Origin of the sequence: Methanobrevibacter cuticularis (assembly GCF_001639285.1) — an archaeon.
Lineage (GTDB): Archaea > Methanobacteriota > Methanobacteria > Methanobacteriales > Methanobacteriaceae > Methanobaculum > Methanobaculum cuticulare.
Genome location: NZ_LWMW01000147.1, coordinates 1 through 19155 on the forward strand (window position 1 = coordinate 1; position 19155 = coordinate 19155).

Annotated in this window: 13 protein-coding genes, 1 tRNA gene and 1 pseudogene; all 15 read left to right on the forward strand. The window is 27.7% G+C overall.

Translation table 11 applies throughout. The features are described 5' to 3' along the window. Positions 1 to 228, forward strand: a pseudogene (locus tag MBCUT_RS09390) (hypothetical protein); the annotation flags it as partial. Positions 229 to 346: 118 nt separating this feature from the next. Further along, positions 347 to 2485 carry an Ig-like domain repeat protein gene (locus tag MBCUT_RS09395; protein WP_067260422.1) on the forward strand — a complete coding sequence of 713 codons (2139 nt, stop codon included), beginning with the start codon at positions 347 to 349 and terminating at the stop codon, positions 2483 to 2485. A gap of 142 nt (positions 2486 to 2627) precedes the next feature. After that, a complete protein-coding gene (locus MBCUT_RS09400; protein WP_157082567.1) occupies positions 2628 to 2849 on the forward strand; it encodes a hypothetical protein in 222 nt (73 codons plus the stop codon). A gap of 114 nt (positions 2850 to 2963) precedes the next feature. Continuing rightward, positions 2964 to 3278, forward strand: coding sequence for a 4-oxalocrotonate tautomerase DmpI (gene dmpI / locus MBCUT_RS09405; protein WP_211263803.1), 315 nt, complete (start codon positions 2964 to 2966; stop codon positions 3276 to 3278). Between the two features lie 2 nt (positions 3279 to 3280). Then, entirely contained in the window at positions 3281 to 4180 is a 900-nt protein-coding gene (locus tag MBCUT_RS09410; protein WP_067260425.1) for a CPBP family intramembrane glutamic endopeptidase, read from the forward strand. A gap of 603 nt (positions 4181 to 4783) precedes the next feature. After that, entirely contained in the window at positions 4784 to 6151 is a 1368-nt protein-coding gene (locus tag MBCUT_RS09415) for an AIR synthase-related protein (RefSeq protein WP_067260426.1), read from the forward strand. Positions 6152 to 6295: 144 nt separating this feature from the next. Continuing rightward, complete coding sequence (locus tag MBCUT_RS09420; protein WP_067260427.1) at positions 6296 to 6751, forward strand: hypothetical protein; 456 nt, start codon at positions 6296 to 6298, stop codon at positions 6749 to 6751. 328 nt (positions 6752 to 7079) lie between these two features. Then, a tRNA-Arg gene (locus MBCUT_RS09425) sits at positions 7080 to 7152 on the forward strand. Positions 7153 to 7382: 230 nt separating this feature from the next. Further along, on the forward strand, positions 7383 to 8651 hold the full coding sequence (gene truD, locus MBCUT_RS09430) for a tRNA pseudouridine(13) synthase TruD (protein ID WP_067260428.1): 1269 nt from the start codon (positions 7383 to 7385) through the stop codon (positions 8649 to 8651). Positions 8652 to 8726: 75 nt separating this feature from the next. Continuing rightward, positions 8727 to 9119, forward strand: coding sequence for a DUF126 domain-containing protein (locus MBCUT_RS09435; protein WP_067260429.1), 393 nt, complete (start codon positions 8727 to 8729; stop codon positions 9117 to 9119). 1052 nt (positions 9120 to 10171) lie between these two features. Beyond that, entirely contained in the window at positions 10172 to 12229 is a 2058-nt protein-coding gene (locus MBCUT_RS09440; RefSeq protein ID WP_067260430.1) for a beta strand repeat-containing protein, read from the forward strand. A gap of 404 nt (positions 12230 to 12633) precedes the next feature. Then, on the forward strand, positions 12634 to 13062 hold the full coding sequence (locus MBCUT_RS09445) for a MarR family winged helix-turn-helix transcriptional regulator (RefSeq protein ID WP_084270802.1): 429 nt from the start codon (positions 12634 to 12636) through the stop codon (positions 13060 to 13062). A gap of 165 nt (positions 13063 to 13227) precedes the next feature. Beyond that, positions 13228 to 14100, forward strand: a complete 873-nt coding sequence (locus MBCUT_RS09450) for a hypothetical protein (RefSeq protein ID WP_067260431.1) — start codon at positions 13228 to 13230, stop codon at positions 14098 to 14100. A 362-nt stretch (positions 14101 to 14462) separates the two neighbouring features. Then, positions 14463 to 15701: a metal-dependent hydrolase family protein gene (locus MBCUT_RS09455; protein ID WP_067260432.1), complete on the forward strand. Its 1239-nt coding sequence runs from the start codon at positions 14463 to 14465 to the stop codon at positions 15699 to 15701. Positions 15702 to 16045: 344 nt separating this feature from the next. Then, on the forward strand, positions 16046 to 18670 hold the full coding sequence (locus tag MBCUT_RS09460; RefSeq protein ID WP_067260433.1) for a heavy metal translocating P-type ATPase: 2625 nt from the start codon (positions 16046 to 16048) through the stop codon (positions 18668 to 18670). Positions 18671 to 19155 lie beyond the last annotated feature (485 nt).

Genomic DNA, 19155 nt, shown 5'->3' on the forward strand with positions numbered 1-19155 from the left:
TTTGTAAATAATACTGCAACTAGTGGTGGAGGAATTTTTGTAACTACTGGTATTAATGGTGCTGTTATTGTCGATATTGTTAGTTCTAGTTTTGTAAATAATACTGCAACTAGTGGTGGAGGAATTTATGTAACTACTGGTATCAATGGTGCTGTTATTGTCGATATTGCTAGCTCTAGTTTTGTAAATAACACTGCACCTACTGGTTGGAGGAATTTTTGTAAATAGTGGTGATAATGGTTCTGTTATTGTCGATATTGCTAGTTCTAGTTTTGTAAATAATACTGCAACTAGTGGTGGAGGAATTTTTGTAACTAATGGTACTAATGGTAATGTTAGTGTTGTTGTGAATTATAATGCATTTTTAAATCAGTCCACGAGTACTATTCATAAGGCCAGTGCTTCTTCTGCTGTTGTTGATGCTGATTATAATTATTGGGGTTTTAATGGCCTTCCAAGTTTGGGTAATGTTGTTGTGAATAACTACTATGTGCTTAATATTACTAATACGACTGATTTAAGTGGTAATTATGCTGTTGGTGATTTATTAAGATTCAACTACACAGTGTATTTAAATGGTACTAGTGATAGTTCTGGTTCTGATTTGTTACCTTCTTTGAATGGTGTTTATTGGAATGGTACCTTTTTCAAAGAGTTTGGTTTAAGCAATAATGGTATAATTGAAGTACCAATTCAAACTATTGCTGATCCGAATGTTGTCTTTAAAAATTTAAACGGCACTATCATTGGTAGTGGTATCTTCACACTAACTGGAAGTATTAGTAAAGGTAATATTACTAATATTACTGTTGATCAATTAACTATTGTGAATAATAGTGTAGCTGATATAACTTTACATATTAATCCGAATATTGGTGGTTTATCACCTATCACATTCGAAGTTACTATTAATGGTCAAAAGAAGAATGTTACATTTGTTAATGGAACTGGAATATTTAATGACTATGATTATGGTCTGCTTGGAAATCAAAACTTATCAATAAGCTTTGCAAGTACAGATGATTATAATCCTGCAAGTACTAATCTTAGTACTAGTTTTAAAGATAATGTAAACTTAGATGTTACAGCTGATGATGTTACCTATGGTGATGATGTTACTGTGGTGATTAATGCTACTACACCTAATGGCACAGCTATCTTAGATGGAATTTATGAAGTAATAATAAACAACATAACTTACAATGTAACATTCACTAATGGCATAGGTAGAGTGAATATCCCTGGTTTAGATGTAGATGAATACACATATACTATATTATTTAAAGAAAGCAGCAATTACACAGAATCTGATGATAATGTGAATTTTATTGTCAGTAAATCAGGAACTATAGTTAATGTTGATTTACCTAGTGATGCTGTTTATGGTGAAAACTCCACTATTGCTGGTAATATCGCTGATGCTAATGGTAACCTAATAAACGGAACATACAACATCACAGTAACAGTTAATGGTGTAGATTACAATGTAACTGTTATTGATGGTTTATGGAGTTTAACAATACCTAATACTATTGTTGGCTTAAATACTATAACAGTCACTTATTCAGGAGATAGTAACTATGAAAATTCTGATTTAAACATTGATTTTAATGTTACAAAAGCTAATGCAACTATAAACATTAACTTACCAAATAATGCTACTTACGGAGGAAACTCCACAATCAGTGGAACTATTACTGATGCTAATGGTAACTTGGTAAATGGCAACTATACCATCACAATCATTGTTAATGGCACTTCTTACGATGTAAACGTCGTTAATGGCCTATGGAACTTAACATTACCCAACAATAATGCAGGAAATGTAACTGTAGAAGCTATCTTTGAAAACAACAACTACAACAAAACCACCACAAATGGAACTTACCTAATCAAACCAGCTAACAAAAACACAACAATAACAATAACCTCAACAAGAAACGGCAATAAAATAACTTACAAAATCACACTCAAAGACAACCAAGGAAACATACTAGCTAACCAGAATCTCAGTTTAACTATCGCAGGTAAAACTGTAAATCTTAGAACAAATAGTCAAGGAATTGCACAGTACACATACACAGCAACTAAAGCAGGAAAATACTACGCAAACGCAACATACAACGGACTAAACACCGAAAATATCATCTATGACTCTTCCAGTGCAAAATCCAACACCATATCAATCACAAAAACAAGTATAAAAATCTACCTCATCAAAGTAAGTGCTAAAACTGTAAAATATCATGGAAAAAGATACAGAGTCTATTATAAAACCTATTATATTAAAAATTACGGTATTTTAACAGGTTCTAAACTATTCCAGAAATCTTTAAAAGGTTTCACACTAAGCAAAATCAGCAAAACAAGCAACATAAAAACAAACTACAACAAAACCAAAAAAATCCTAAAAACCAGTGTAAAAAACCTCGCACATGCAAAAATAGCCAAAATCAAAATAAAATTCTACAAAAGAATCACATAAAAAAACATTTAGCTAATATAAAAGCTAAAAAAACCCAAAAAAATTTAAAATAGGGGAGAATAACTTAATTTTTTCAATTCTCTCATATTATTTATTTTAATTATTATTTTGATAGTTGTATATAATTATATAATAAAAGGAGATGTTCATAAAAATGGGAGATAAAGTTTATGGGATTTTCAAACTAAAAAGAGATGAAAGCAATAAAATTATTAAAGAATCATTATACATCCACAGTGTCGACTTCAGTACTATTGAAAATATTTTTAGTATTGAGAAAAATGGATTCAATAATGAAAATCATCTAATTAGGGAACTAACAAAAGAAGAAATAGAAGAACATAAAATAGAAGTAAAAAATTAGTATTTTATATACAAAAATACAAGAATTGAAAATATTTTTAGTATTGGGAAAAATGAATTTGATGAAGAAATCCAATTTTTTAGCGAATAAAATTGAAATTTGTTAAAAGATGGGATGAAACAATTGAAAGGAGAAAATGAAATGCCTTATATTACAGTAGAAAGTGGTCAATTAACAATCGCTCAAAAAGAAGAACTCATATCAAAGCTTACTGATATATCATCTAAAATAATGAATATTCCCCAAGACTCTTTCATGGTTGCTATAAAGGAGTTGCCAAATAAAAACATAGGTATTGGTGGGAAAAGTATAGCTATTATTAAGGAAGAATACATGGCTAGAATGGGAGAAGTAAAAAATAAATTAGTATTTTATATACAAAAATACAAGAATTTTTCTAAAATATTAAAATTATGGGGGATTTGGTGATTATGAGCAATTACTTAGAAAATGGAAAATATGGAAAAAATAATCTTTGGAGATACATTGTAACAATTATACTATCTTATTTGGTTGGATCAGCTGTAGGTGTTGGTATTTCAATGATTTTGGATATAATTTTTGAATTAAATAAACAACCAGGACTTAGTGGCATAATTAATATATTAATAATTTTTTCAATACAAACAATTTTTTTAGCTTTATCTATTAAGTTTATTCATAAAAAAAGTTTCATATCACTGATAAATACTGTAAAAACAAATGAAAATTCCAAATTCTCATTTTTAAAGAAAATACGTTGGAAAATATTTTTGAAAGGCTGCTTTATTTGGTTGATTTACATGATAGTTTTAATTGGAGTTTCAATGGCGATTTCTCCAGATAATTATGTTTTTAATCCTAATTATAATATTTATGCTGTGTTTAGTATCTTACCAATTCTTGCTATATCATTATTTATCCAATCAAGCTTTGAAGAATATTTTTTTAGAGGTTACTTGAATCAAGGCTTAAAATTAATCTTTAAAAACCCTCTGGTCGCGATTTTGATTGGTTCTCTTTTATTTGCACTTCCACATTTTCAAAATGGTGGCTCAGATATAGTTTTGATTATTTTAAATGTCAGTGGAACTTTTTTAATGGGTTTAATTTTCAGTATATTTACATTTTTATATAATGGTCTTGAATTTTCCATGGGAATTCACTTTATTAACAATCTCTCTATAGGGATACTAGGTTCATCTAGTGGTCCTTTTTCAGCTATTCCCGGAATATTTAAATTCGTTGGATATGATTTTTTAACTGATGTATTACTACCTGTAATAGCCCTCACCATCTTCGTTGTTCTACTTTTTATTTATAAAAAAGAAGAAATAATGAATTTTAGATAAAAAAAATAAAGGCCTAAAACAATACAATAACTAATAATAAATAAATATCCAATAAGATTATTCTATTTTTTTTTGCTGAAAATAAAGCCATAGTAGGATAAATAAAAAAATATAATTTATTGCCAAAAATTTCGTGCTTGACTATAGTTTTATAGTAGAGTACCAAATTTTTGGCAAAATTTTATCATAATTTTTTAGATACAATATTCTTTTCATTTATCTTTTAAATTATTATAATTATTTATCAATATAATTATATATTTATAGAATATTATAAAATTTAATAAATTTTAACTTTTTATTTTAGAAAATATTCCTTTTAATTAAATTTTAAAAAATATTCATTTTAATTAAAATTTAAAAAATTGAATGTTTGTCAAAAAATCAGTTTTGTACTATAGTCTTTTTAATTTTTAGATATATTATTTAGAAATAGCTAAAGGCTCTTCTTATAATAATTGCTTTATTTATTTCATAGAAAGAACAATTTTTCTTTTTTATATTTTTATTATAAGTTTATAAACGCAAAATATAAGTATTCTCAAGTTTAACATTTTCATCATATGATTATTAAATCACAATTATTTATCATTAGGTGTAAAAATGGATATTGAAGGGTTTACAAGAAACAAAATAGCTAATGGAAGTAATCAAAAAGTTCTTGAGGAAATTTTAGCTAAGAGAATAATGGAATATAAGGATATTAGCTATGAATCAGCATCTGCAATGGCTCAAAGTGTGACTGAAGAAGTCAATAATACATTAAAAATCAATGAAGGAAATGATGAGTTTTTAAAAGACATTATCGATATTCCAAAAGCAGATATAGCTATGGGTGAAATGGGAGTTGGTTCTCGTGGTGCTGGAGACTTTTTTGTTCATAGAAAAATAGCTGAAATAGTAGCTAGTGCAAAAGCAGATTCACTTATAAATCCCACTGCTCAAGATGATGGAGGGGTTGTTAAAGCTAGATCTAATACTGAAGATATTTATATAACTACTGCTGTTGATGGGATACATTCTCGTCTAAGTGAATATCCTTTTTTAGGCGGTTTTCATGTAGCAAGAGCTTCTCTTAGAGATGTCTGTGTCATGGGTGCAGATCCAGTAGCTATTATAAGTGATCTTCATTTAGCCGATGATGGTGATGTTGGAAAGCTATTTGACTTCACTGCAGGAGTGGCTGCAGTTTCAGAACTTATTGATGTTCCTATTGTAGCAGGAAGTACTTTGAGAGTTGGTGGAGATATGGTACTTGGAGATAGATTAGTTAGTGCTGTAGGGTCTATTGGTGTATCTCAATACCCCCCTACTGCTAGAAAACGTGCTGAAAGTGGTGATGTAATTCTCTTAACAGAAGGTTCTGGAGGAGGAACAATTACAACAACAGCTATTTATAATGGTTTTTTTGATGTTGTTTGGGAAACTATGGATATTAATTTCATAAAAGCCTCCAATGCATTGATTAAAGATGATTTAGTTAAAGATATCCATGCAATGACTGATGTTACCAATGGAGGGCTTCGTGGTGATGCTCATGAAATTTCAACTACAACAGGTTTAGGTTTAAAATTCTATCATGAAAAAATCAAAGAAATGGTAAGTCCGAAAGTTTTGAACATGTTAGAAACTCTTGATATTGATCCACTTGGTGTTTCAATAGATTCTTTGATGTTAATAGCTCCTAAAGATGTAGCTAAAAAAATAATAAATTCAATTGAATCAGTAGGTGTTAAAATAGCTGAAATTGGGACAGTTGATGATACAGGAATCCCAAGAATGATTAAATCAAATGGTGAAGAAGAAATACTTGAACCATTATTTAGAGAAGCTGCTTATACTAAAATTAAAAAGCTTGTAGGTGATACAACCCCCGAAGACTTTGATATTATGAAAGAAAAAGTTCAAAAAGCAGCTATTAATTCAATAGCTAAAAAAGATAAGGTTGTAAAATATATTAAGGATAATTAATCTATTTAATTTTAATACACGTGATTTAAATTTTAATAATTTATAAGATGGTTATATGAATAATAATGTTTTTAATTTGATAGTTTGTAGGGTTGTTATATGAATAATGATGTTTTTAATTTGGATAGTTTGTAGGGTTGTTATATGAATAATAATGTTTTTAAGGATAAACAGGGATTTTTTTCTATTTTTGATGGAATATTAGCTATTTTTATAGTTTTTATAGCTTTGTTGTCATTTAACTCAGTTATAAATTTTTATTATCCCAGTGTATCTTATGAAATGAGTGATTTTAAAACAAGCAATGATGTTTTGGAAATAATGGCTTTGAAAATGGATGAAAATAGCTATTCTATTTTAGATAATATAATTTATATCATTGAAAATAATAATAACTCTTTTGAGGTTAATGATAAAATAAATATTGTTTCAGAAAAATTTTTAAATGAAACGCTACCTAATGATAACTATTTACTCACTGAAACTAACATTTTAAACGATTCAGTTATTGCATTAAAAGGTGATATAAACACAGCTTCAAATATTACCTCAGCAAAGCGTACTATTGGAAATTATAGCTTCACACTTTTTATTTTTTAAGTATTTTTACTCTTATATTGTTAATAATTTTTTATTATCTTATTTATTCCTATTTTTTATTTATTCATATCTTATTCATATTTTATTCAAATCTTATTCCTATTTTTTTCACTCATACTTATTCTTCATAATAAAATAATTCATTTCAATTTCGTTATATAAGATTAAATACTAAAAAATTCTAATATAAAGATAGTAATAAGATATAATACTTTTTTGTAGAACTATCATAGAAACTTTTTTAAATAAGATAATTCAAAATCATATTTTAATCTATTATTTTGATTTGATATTTATAAGCAATCAAATTTTTATGAATTGTATATTTGCCCTGATAGTGTAGTTGGATAACACGTAGGATTGCGGATCCTATTCCCCGGGTTCAAGTCCCGGTCAGGGCATTGTTTACCTTTTAAGATTCTATATTAATATTTGGCACGATTATAGTTATTATATTGTGCATAATTTATTTTTAAAAATATATTGCTTTGAATAACAGAATATTAGTTGTAGATATTCTAAATAAGAATAATAAATAAGGATAAAATTTAAAAATATATTGCTTTGAATAACAGAATATTAGTTGTAGATATTCTAAATAAGAATAATAAATAAGGATAAAAGTTTTATCATGCTTAATGCAGAAACATATATTACAAATGAAGATGGAATTGGAGGATCTATAAGGAATCGTTATGAAGATTTCTATGTAGAGGAAATTCCTGAGGTAACTCCATCTGGTGAAGGGCCAAATGTCTGGATTTGGATTGAAAAACTTGGTAGAACAACACTCGATGTTCTTCTAGATATTTCAAGAGATCTTCATATCAGTAGAAAGCGTATGGGCTTTGCTGGAATGAAAGATAAAAAAGCAATCACTCAACAATGGATTTGTATTAGTAATATAGATTCAGAAGAACAATTAAAAGAGATTGAGGATTTAAATGGTAAAATTTATAACACAAAGTTTTTGAAGATAATTAGAGGTCAAAAAAAGCTAAGAATGGGTCAACTTATTGGAAATAAGTTTAAAATTCTGATAACAGACATTGATAGTGAAAATATCCAATCAGCTACAGAAATAGCTAATAGAGCCTTTGAAACTTTAGAAAAAACAGGAGTTCCTAATTACTTTGGATGGCAAAGATTTGGAAAACCAAGAACCAACACTCATCTCGTTGGAAAAGCATTAGTTGCAAATGATTTAAAAGAAGCTGTAAGATTATACATTGGAAATCCTTATCCAAATGAGCCAGAAGAGGTTAAAATAGCTAGATCTTTATATGATAGTGGAGAAATTGAAAAATCTTTGGAATTTATGCCAACAGGGATGCGTTATGAAAGAATGATGCTTAAAGAGTTGGTTAAAGAGGGAAAAAAAAGAGAGCTGGATGATAGATCTTATTTAAAAGCTATTTATTCTCTTCCAAAACCACTGCAAAGAATGTTTGTACATGCTTATCAATCTTATCTATTTAATAAGGCTGTTAGTAACAGAATAGCTATGGGTATAGATAAATATGTAGATGGAGATATTGTAATTGATAAAGAAGAGCATCTTCTCCATAATAAATCTCCAGAAGAGCTACAAAATATGATAACTCAATTTGAAGCCAATCCAACTTCTCCATTATATGGTACAAAAGTTCCTTTGGCCACAGCCCAAGTTGGAAAAATGGAAGAAGAAATTTTAAAAGATGAAGGATTAAAATTAGAGAAATTTGAATGCCCTAAGTCACCTAATTTAGGTAGTCATGGGCTTAGAAGAGCTACAAGATTTAAAATTTGGGATGCTAGTGCAATAGCTACAGATAAAGGAATATTAACAGAATTTTCAATTACTAAAGGCTCTTATGCAACAGCTGTTCTTCGAGAAATAATGAAAAATGATGTTGTTTAAAGAATTTAAAATTATTTTAATAAATCCAGTAAAACTAATTATATATTAATCTGTCTGTGTATTAAAAGGGATATTATGTGTATTGAATGTAGAACAATTTCAAAAGGAATAGCTATTGGGGAATTAATCACATCTAAAGAGTCAATCAGTTTTTTAGGTGGAGTAAATCCAAAAACAGGAGAAATAATTGATCCAAATCATGAACTTAAAGGTAAATTCATCAATGATAAGATATTGTTCATACCAGGTGGAAAAGGATCCACTGTTGGTTCCTATGTTATTTTTCAAATGAAAAAGAATAATGTTGCACCAAAAGCTATTATCTGCTTAAATGCAGAACCAATAATAGCTACTGGAGCTATTATGTCTGACATCCCTATGGTTGACTCTCCATCATCTTATGATAAATTAATCAATGGAATTGAAGTAAAAGTAGATGCAGATAATGGACAAATAGCTATTCTTTAATAAATTACTCTAGTTTTCCTTTCCTTAGCTATTCCATGAATTGAATGCTATTATCCATTATTCTATTTGTTTATGCACTTGAAATGGGTCTGTTCTTTAGTGTAGTTTTAATTGTTTTAACTGGTGTATTCTCTTACTAATTGATTATAGAACTTTTTTTACTACGAAATAATCGCTTAATTTTTTTAAAAGATTCTATCGTGATTCTTAAGGAATATTCGAATAAAAAATACTTATTTTCACATGTATTTAGATAAGTGCCTTTGTTCGTATTTTTTTCAATGTTTAGGTCTGGAATTAGCTTTAATGATCTTTTTGGAGTTTGTGAATTTTTCCCATATCTTTTTCTTGTTTTTTGGCAATATTCTCTTTTTTTAGCTTCGTTCTGTTATTAATTTTTCTGTATGTGATTATTAATGCTTTTTGATCATTTTCATTAAAGGTTATGAAGTTTTCTTAGAAATCTTTCTTGAAAAATTGTGTAGATGTTATTATTCTACTTGGGATGTTATCTAGTAAGTTTTGGATAAAACAAGGAGAAAAATAAGATAAATCATAGGATTATAATTCATTTTTTTCAATTTTTTTCATGATATTCCTTAAATGAGAAAATGTGTGGAAAATTATGGGATGGTTTAAATAGCTTATTTTTATGAGTATGATAATTTTTTGTGTTTAATTTTTGTTATAATGGTTTTAAGTTCTTAAAACTTTAAGGGGGGGGGGGGGCAGTTTATGGAATTGTATCTAAGTTCTTATTTGTTCGTAAATGGGTAATGGAGTTTGTAGAATTGATATCTTTATATATGGGTAATTACTATAACTATAATTGTCCAGTGATTAAAGATTAATAGTTTAATAATATACTAACTGTTCTTTTATGAACTAACAAGTTTTTTCATGTATCGAAACAATAACTTTAGCATAATTATTAAATATTTTTAGTCTTTTAATTAATAGCTGGCAATCATATGAACATTAATTAAGAAAAAACACGACTCAACATAAAAAAAGTAATAATTTAATGTTCAAAAAAAGAGGTGAAAAATATTATGAACAAATTTAAAAAAACATCTGTTCAGATGCTCTTACTAGTAACACTTGCATTATTTGTAATAGTTAGTTTACAAGCTAGTTTCGCAGCTGATCAAAACATTAATGACACTAGTACAGGTGGAATTGCACAAGGTATAACTAATACTGGTGTTGGAGACACTTTATTCTTACAACCTGGAACCTATAACAAAACCAATCAAGACATTAATCTAACAATAAGCAAAAACATCACAATACGAGGAAACGGTTCAACAGATAGTGTAATTATCAGTGCACAAAAACAATTTAGAATATTCGCAGTAAATGGCATTAATGCTACTTTTATAAATATTACATTTACAGATTCAATTAGTAGAGCAATAATGGCAACTGATAGTAGTATTACAGTCATCAATTGTACTTTCAAAGATAATATAGGATATGATGGTGGAGCAATAAATGTAAATAATGGTAATTGTTATGTATTTAATTCTACTTTTCTAGGCAATAATGCAACTCGTGATGGTGGAGCAATATACATTATAGATAATGAAAATTCTAGTATTATCAACTGTACTTTCATTGGTAATAACGCAACATATGGTGGGGCAATTACTACTATACGTCATGGTAATTTTAATATTGCTAATTGTACATTTATTGATAATACTGCTTTAAGAGATTCTGGAGCAGTCAATATTAATAGTGCTCCTACTCCTTCAAATATAACTGGTTCTATATTTATTAATAATAGTGCAGGAGGAAGTGGTGGAGGAATTCATATGTCTAACTCTGACTCCAATATAGATAATTGTACATTTATTAATAATAGTGCATCTGGTAGAGGCGGTGGTATCGATACTATAGGTAACAGTACTTCTACTATTAATAATACTAATATTACTGGTAATAATGCATCTAATGGTGGAGGAATTTACAACAATGGTAACGCTACTATCGGCAATAACAATGTAATAGATAATGCCACTAATAATGGTGATTTGTCTACTGGTGGTGAGAATAATATTATTGGTGATTTGGTTAATAATGGTAATGCTGATTTGGGCAGTAATAATGCTGTTGATAATCTTATTAATGATGGTAATACTACTGTTGGCGATAACAATGTATTAGGTAATGTTACTAATAATGGTGATTTGTCTACTGGTGGTGAGAATAATATTATTGGTGATTTGGTTAATAATGGTAATGCTGATTTGGGCAGTAATAATGCTGTTGATAATCTTATTAATGATGGTAATACTACTGTTGGCGATAACAATGTATTAGGTAATGTTACTAATAATGGTGATTTGTCTACTAGTGGTGAAAATAATTCTATTGGTGATTTGGTTAATAATGGTAATGCTGATTTAGGTAGTAATAATATTGTTGATAATCTCGTTGATAATGGTAATACTACTATTGGTGGTAGGATTTATTATCAATCTGATCTTGTGTTATCTATTAGTGTTTCTAAAGATAAAGTAACTATCATTGTAGTAGCTACAAACAGACATACTGGTAAAGGACTTAGTGATGTAACAATCAATTTCTATGCTAATGATGAGCTAATTGGTTCTGCTGTTACTGATGAAAACGGTATTGCAATATTTACTTATACTGCACCAAATAAAGGAACATACAACATACGTGCTGATTTAGAACAATACAACATTACTAATGACACTGGAAACTTCACAATCGAAGGATCTAACAATACTGCAAATGCAACTGTTAATGAAACAACACCTACTCCAACTCCAACTCCTACACCAACTCCTGTTCCTGAAACTAGTGATATAGTGGTTTATAAAAATGAGATAAGTAAAACAACAACAAAGAAGAAGATTGTTTACATCAGAACAGTACAATACAAAAATTTGGGTAAAAAAACAGGCTCAAAAACCTACATAAAAACATTCAGCAAAAAATTCAAATTCATTGCAATAAAAGCAAGTAAATACATCAAATACACATTCAACAAAAAAACAAACACACTAAAAGTAACCATAACCAACTTAGCATACAAAAAACTAGCAACCATCAAATTCAAAGCCTACAGAAAAACCTAAAAAAGAAACTAAATAATAATAATAATAATAATTTCATTTGTTTGAAAATAATTATTTTTTAGGAGATTTGATTATTATTCTCCTTATTTTTTATTTTTTAAATAGTTTTAATTTTAGATAAGAATAAAAAACTCTTTATAATTAAAAACAATATTTATACATTTTAATAAGTTGTTTTATTATTTACTATATATTAATAGGTTTATTTTATTTTTTCATATTAATAATAATCATAATTTTTTAATATAATAACAACATTTAAAAATAATGAAAATTATAATAAATATAATCGTGTATATACACGAATTATTATTTAATAAATGATATTTTATTGTATCTATGATATTATTTTATTTACTTATAAGAGTATATTTTAGTTTTATCTTTAAAATGGGGAATTAAATATGAAATATAAAAAAATGAACAATTCTTCACCCTGTCATTGTTTAAACATTAGGAGAGCATCACAGAATTTAACTGAAATTTATGGAAATTATCTTAAAGATACTGGATTGTCAGTAAGTCAATATAGCATTTTAAATCATTTAAAATTATTTGAACCAATAAGTGTAAGTGATTTAGCTAAAAAAATGAGATTGGATAGAACCACAGTAGTTAGAAACCTAAAACCACTTGAAGATAAATGTTTCGTTGAGGATATCTCTAAAAAAAATGCAAGAAATAGAAAGTTAAAATTAACAGAATTAGGGATTAAAATTCATAAAAAAGGAACTAGATCTTGGATTGATGCCCAAAAATATATAGAAACTCATTTAGGAAAAGAAAATCTGGAAATTTTGTCTACATTACTTAATAAAGTTGAGTCTATTTAGGAATTTTATCTTCTGGTTATTTTAGTTTGTAAGGTTGAGTCTATTTAGGAATTTTATCTTGTGGTTAGTTTCATTAGAAAAGTGGAATCAAAGTAATTATAATTATTTATTAAAAATAATTCTTTAAGAAGTTATTTAAGTATTAAATATTAAGGGATTTTAAAAATGAAAAAATTTTTGATAGAAAAAATAAAGGAATTTGTTTTAGAGGATAAATTTAACAAGCATGATTTTTCAGATGGGCCTGGATTTGAAGACCCATTAGTTAAAATAGCTTCAATTAATGATTCTATTTTTGAAGATTACAAATCAATAATAGGAGACTTTCATTTTACTCCAAAAGAGGTATTTGAAAAAGAATTTGGTGAGAATAGCTTGATTAATGGTTCTGTAATAAGTATTTCTCTACCAATAGGTGAAAATATAATTAAAACTAATCGAAAAGAAAAAACTATTCCCTCTAAAGAATGGACTCTTCTTCGAAGTTATGGAAATGAGCGGGCTGTTGCAAATTACTTAATTGAGCTGTTAAATCAAGAAGGATATAAAGCATTAGCCCCAGCTTATTCTGAATGGTTTAATACTATCTCTTCTCAAAATGGAATAAGTTCTAATTGGTCTGAACGTCATATAGCTTATGCAGTGGGTTTAGGTACATTTAGCTTAAATCAGGCATTTATCACTGAAAAAGGTATTAGTAATAGACTGATTTCGGTGGTAACAGATTTGGTTCTAGAAAATGATGATAGAACAGCTGAGCATCATTTAGCTAATTGTTTACATTTCATAAATGGAAAATGTAGGGCTTGTGTTAGACGATGCCCTATAAATGCTTTATCAGATAATGGTATAGATAAATATCCTTGTTTTGATAAATTATATGGGGAAAAAGGGCAAGAAATAGCTAAAAAACGAGGAGCTATTTTATCATCAGGCTCAGGATGTGGATTATGTCAAACTCGTGTTCCTTGTGAGAGAAAAAATCCAACAGCTAAATTAAAATCTATGATAAATAAGGAATTCATTGCTACATTGTAATTGGAAATCTAAATTAATGAAAGTATGTAACTATAAATATGAAAATAAACAATTGTTATATAGCTTTCCTTACCCTGAATTTAATTTTCTTAAAAATTAGATTTACCTATTAATTTAAATTATTTTAAAGTCATATCTGAAGATTAAGTATTTGAAGATTAGTTATCTAACTATTAAGTATCTGAAGATTAATTATCTGAAGATTAAGTATTTGAAGATTAGTTATCTGAAGATTAAGTATTTGAAGATTAGTTATCTGAAGATTAAGTATTTGAAGATTAGTTATCTAAATATTAAGTATCTAAAGATTAATAATAAAGAAATATTTTAAAAAAGAGATTTTAAAAAAATGAGTTGTTATTATGAAACCTATTTTAATCACCAATATTAATTTAATAGATGGAAATGCTAATGAACCAGTTGAAAATACATCAATATCTATTGGAAATAAAAAAATTTTAGCTATTGGAGGTGATTTATCCAAGGATGAATCAAATTATGATAAAATAATTGATGGAAATGATGGTTTTTTATTGCCAGGTTTCATTGATACACATGTTCATTTAATGACTAATGGATTTTTAAATGAATCTACAATGAATGATCCACTTTCTTATTACTTTTATAATGCTGCAAAGAACATGAAAGATACATTAAATGCAGGTGTAACTACAGCTCGTGATTGCGGGCTAGTTGATATTGGGGTTAAAATGGCTGTTGAAAGGGGATTATTCCCTGCCCCAAAACTGCAAATTTGTGTAATTCCTCTTTCAATAACAGGTGGACATTTTGATCTATATTTAAATTCTGGTTATGACATGGTTGTTCAATATCCTGGATTTCCTCATCCAGTATGTGATGGTGTTGAAGGAGTATTGTCTAAAACAAGAGAGGTCATAAGAGCTAAAGCAGATTTTGTTAAAGTAATGGCAACTGGTGGAGTTATAAGCGCTAATGATGCTCCTGAAGATACTCAATTTAATGTTAAAGAATTAAAGACAGTAGTTGCAGAAGCTAAACGTATTGGAAATAAAAAAGTGGCTACTCATTGTCATGGTTTAGGTGGAATAAAAACTTCATTAAAGGCTGGAGTTCATTCTATTGAGCATGGAACTTTCATGGACAAACCAACAGCTAAAATAATGGCTAAAAAAGGGACTTTTTTAGTTCCAACCTTCTCTGTTATTAATTTTCAGAAAAAACAAGCCAATGAAAATAAATTGCCTGAAGATAAAATACCAAAGGCTTTAGAAGTAGCTAAAGTTCATAAAGAGAACATAGAAATGGCATATGAAGAAGGAGTAAATATGGTCATGGGGACTGATGGTGGCGTTGTACCTCATGGAGAAAATTTAGGAGAACTTGCATATTTAACTAATATGGGAATGACTCCTCTTGAAGCGATAAGAGCAGGAACAAGTAATGCAGCTAAATGTTTAGGAATCGAAAAGGAAACGGGTTCAATTGAAGTTGGAAAATTGGCTGATTTGTTGATAACTGATAAAAATCCCCTTGAAGATATATCTAAACTAGGTTCTGCAGATAATATTTCATTTATAATGCAAAATGGTAAAGTGGTTAAAAATAACATGGATAGTTAATATTAAAATAGTTAGTATGATATTTTATTTAAAGAAATAGTATTTAATTTGAAGTAGTATTATTTTATTTAAAGAAATAGTATTTAATTTGAAGTAGTATTATTTTATTTAAAGAAATAGTATTTAATTTGAAGTAGTATTATTTTATTTAAAGAAATAGTATTTAATTTGAAGTAGTATTATTTTATTTAAAGAAATAGTATTTTATTTAAAGTAGTATTATTTTATTTAAAGAAATATCATGAATTTTTAATATAAAAATGGTTTAATTGGCTAATCAGCAGCTTTGATTTATATTTGACCAGAAAATAGCTATTTAGTTGACACTTCAGATGTGATTAACAATGTCTAATTATAAAAAAAAAGAAATTGAAGTTCCTATCGATGGAATGCACTGTGCTTCTTGTGCAATTAATATAGAAAACTCTCTAAATAAACTAGATGGAGTTTCAAAAGTACAAGTTGATCTAAATTCGAATAAAGCAAGAATTGAATATAATCCTGATTCTGTTTCTATCAAAGATATTGATAAAACTGTTGAAGATTTAGGTTTTTCTATTCCAAAAGATGAAATAACTCTTAAAATAGCTGGCATGCACTGTGCTAATTGTGTTTCAAGTATTGAAAAAGCATTAAATAAATTGAATGGTGTGGATGAAGCTACTGTTAATTTAACTTCTCAAAAAGCTCTTGTATCATATGATAAAAAGTTAATAAGTCATGATGAAATGGGTAAAGCAATTGAAGATACAGGATTTGAATATTTAGGAGTCGATTCTCAAACTGATTCAGATTCTGATGATAAGAGATATGAAAAGGATTTAAAAGATAAACTAAACAGAATAATTGTGGGGTTTGTTTTTTCAGGGATTTTAATGTTTGTGATGTATTATGATTTTCACTTTTTTTATCTTTCAATGTCTGAGATTTCTCTTCTAATAGCAATCATTCCATTTATTTACGTATCATATCCAATTATAAAAGCAGGATTCAATTCAATAGTTCACAAACATTTAGACATGGATGTTATGTATACAATGGGAATATTAGTAGCTTTTGTATCAAGCTTACTTGGAACATTTAATATAATTCTAAATTCAAGCTTCATGTTCTATGAGACAGCTATTATGCTAGCATCATTTTTGATGTTAGGTAGATATTTAGAAACAAGAGCAAAAAACCAAACATCAACTTCTATAAAACAATTAATTGGATTACAACCTAAGTCAGCTACTTTACTTATTGAAAACAACAAAAATAATGAAACTAATAATTCTACTGATAAAAATAAAGAGAAGATTATAAATATAAATAATGAAAATTATTTGGAAAAAAAGATTTTAATTGAAGATATAGCTATTGATGATTTGTTATTAGTTAGGCCAGGGGATAAGATACCTGTAGATGGAGAAGTGATTGATGGAAATAGCTATGTTGAAGAAGCTATGATTACAGGAGAGCCAATAGCTGAACTAAAATTTAAAGGAAAATCAGTTTTTGCTGGAACTATAAATCAAGATGGGATCTTAGTTATAAAAGCTATACACATTGGAAAGGAAACAATATTATCTCAAATCATTGATTTGGTTGAAAAAGCTCAATCATCTAGACCTCCAGTTCAAAAATTAGCAGATACAGTTGTGAAATATTTCATTCCAACAATATTAGTAATAGCTATTGCTTCATTCTTGCTTTGGTATTTTGTTGAAAAAACTACACTTCTATTTGCCCTTACAACATTGATTTCAGTTTTGGTTGTAGCATGCCCATGTGCTTTAGGATTGGCTACTCCAACAGCAGTAACAGTTGGAATAGGTCGAGCTGCCGAATATGGGATATTAATTAAAAATGGGGAGACTTTAGAAACTTCTGGACATGTAGATGTAGCTATTTTTGATAAAACAGGAACAATAACTGAGGGTAATCCTGAAGTGGTAGATGTGATTATTTTTGATGATATTAAAAATAACACAGAAACTAAAAGTGATGAAGATGCTGACTCTGATATAAGTGAAGAAAGTCAATTTGGTATGACTGAAAATGATTTCATTCAGATGATAGCTAGTTTAGAAAATAATTCTACTCATCCATTAGCTAATGCTATTGTTAGAAAGGCAGAGGAATTAAGCATAGATTTGATTAAAATTAGTGATTTTGAAAATGTCACAGGAAAAGGATTAAAAGGGACTATAAATAATAAAAATATTTTGGTTGGAAATAAAGCTCTTTTAGAAGAAGAAGGAATTTTTGAGAGTGAAGATACTAATATTTCATTCAATGCCCTGGAAAAATATGATGAATTGACTAAACAAAGTAAAACTGCAATATTTTTAGTTTATAATGAATCTATTAAAGGAATAATAACTTTAATGGATAAAGTGAGGCCTAATTCAAAAGCTACTATTGAACAGCTGAAAAGAATGGGAATATTTACACTCATGTTAACAGGGGATAATGAGAAAACAGCTAAGAATGTAGCTAACTCTGTAGGTATAGATGATTATATTGCTGAAGTTTTACCCAATGAAAAACTTGAAAAGGTTGTAGAAATTCAAAATACTGACAAAAAAGGAAAAGTTCTATTTGTTGGAGATGGAATTAATGATGCTCCAGCTCTCTCTCAAGCTGACATTGGAATAGCTTTAGGAAGTGGAACAGATATAGCTATGGAAAGTGGAGATGTTGTTCTAATGGAAGGAAACTTAGAGAATGTGGTTGCTTCTATTCAATTTTCTAATAAGGTAATGACTCGTATTAAGGAAAATATCTTCTGGGCATTCGCATACAATATCATATTGATTCCAATAGCTGCTGGTTTACTTTATCCTTTCTTTGGTATAATATTTAGACCCGAATTTGCAGGATTAGCTATGGCGTTAAGTTCAGTTACAGTGATTACATTATCATTAACACTGAAACGATATACACCACCTATAAAAAAACTAAGAGAAAAATTAAGTCTATCATAATATTTTCAGTTAGTCTTCATAATAATAATGCTTATTAACATTCTTTTTATTTAAAATGATGTTAATATCATTATTATTAATGAAATTATTTTTTAATTTTGTATCATGATTAAATAGAATTTTTATTATAGTCATTATTGAAAAGTTTATCATTTTATAAAATTATAATATTCAATTTTTTATCTTTAAATTCAATTTAAACAATTTTTAAGAAAAATAAAAATATTAATAATTTACAAACATTACCACTATTACTATAATATAATTGAAATTATAGATTTTATAAATATTATTTTTAAAAAATAAAATAATATAGATATTTATATGATATTTAAAGATTTTAAATGCAAAATATTTTTATTAAATTTTTTTAAAATCTTAGTGAGTGGAAAATAATTATTTTTTATAAAAGTTTATTCTTAACATTATGAGTTTAAATCTAATATAAATCTATATTAATTCTTAATTTAGTAAAATTAAATATT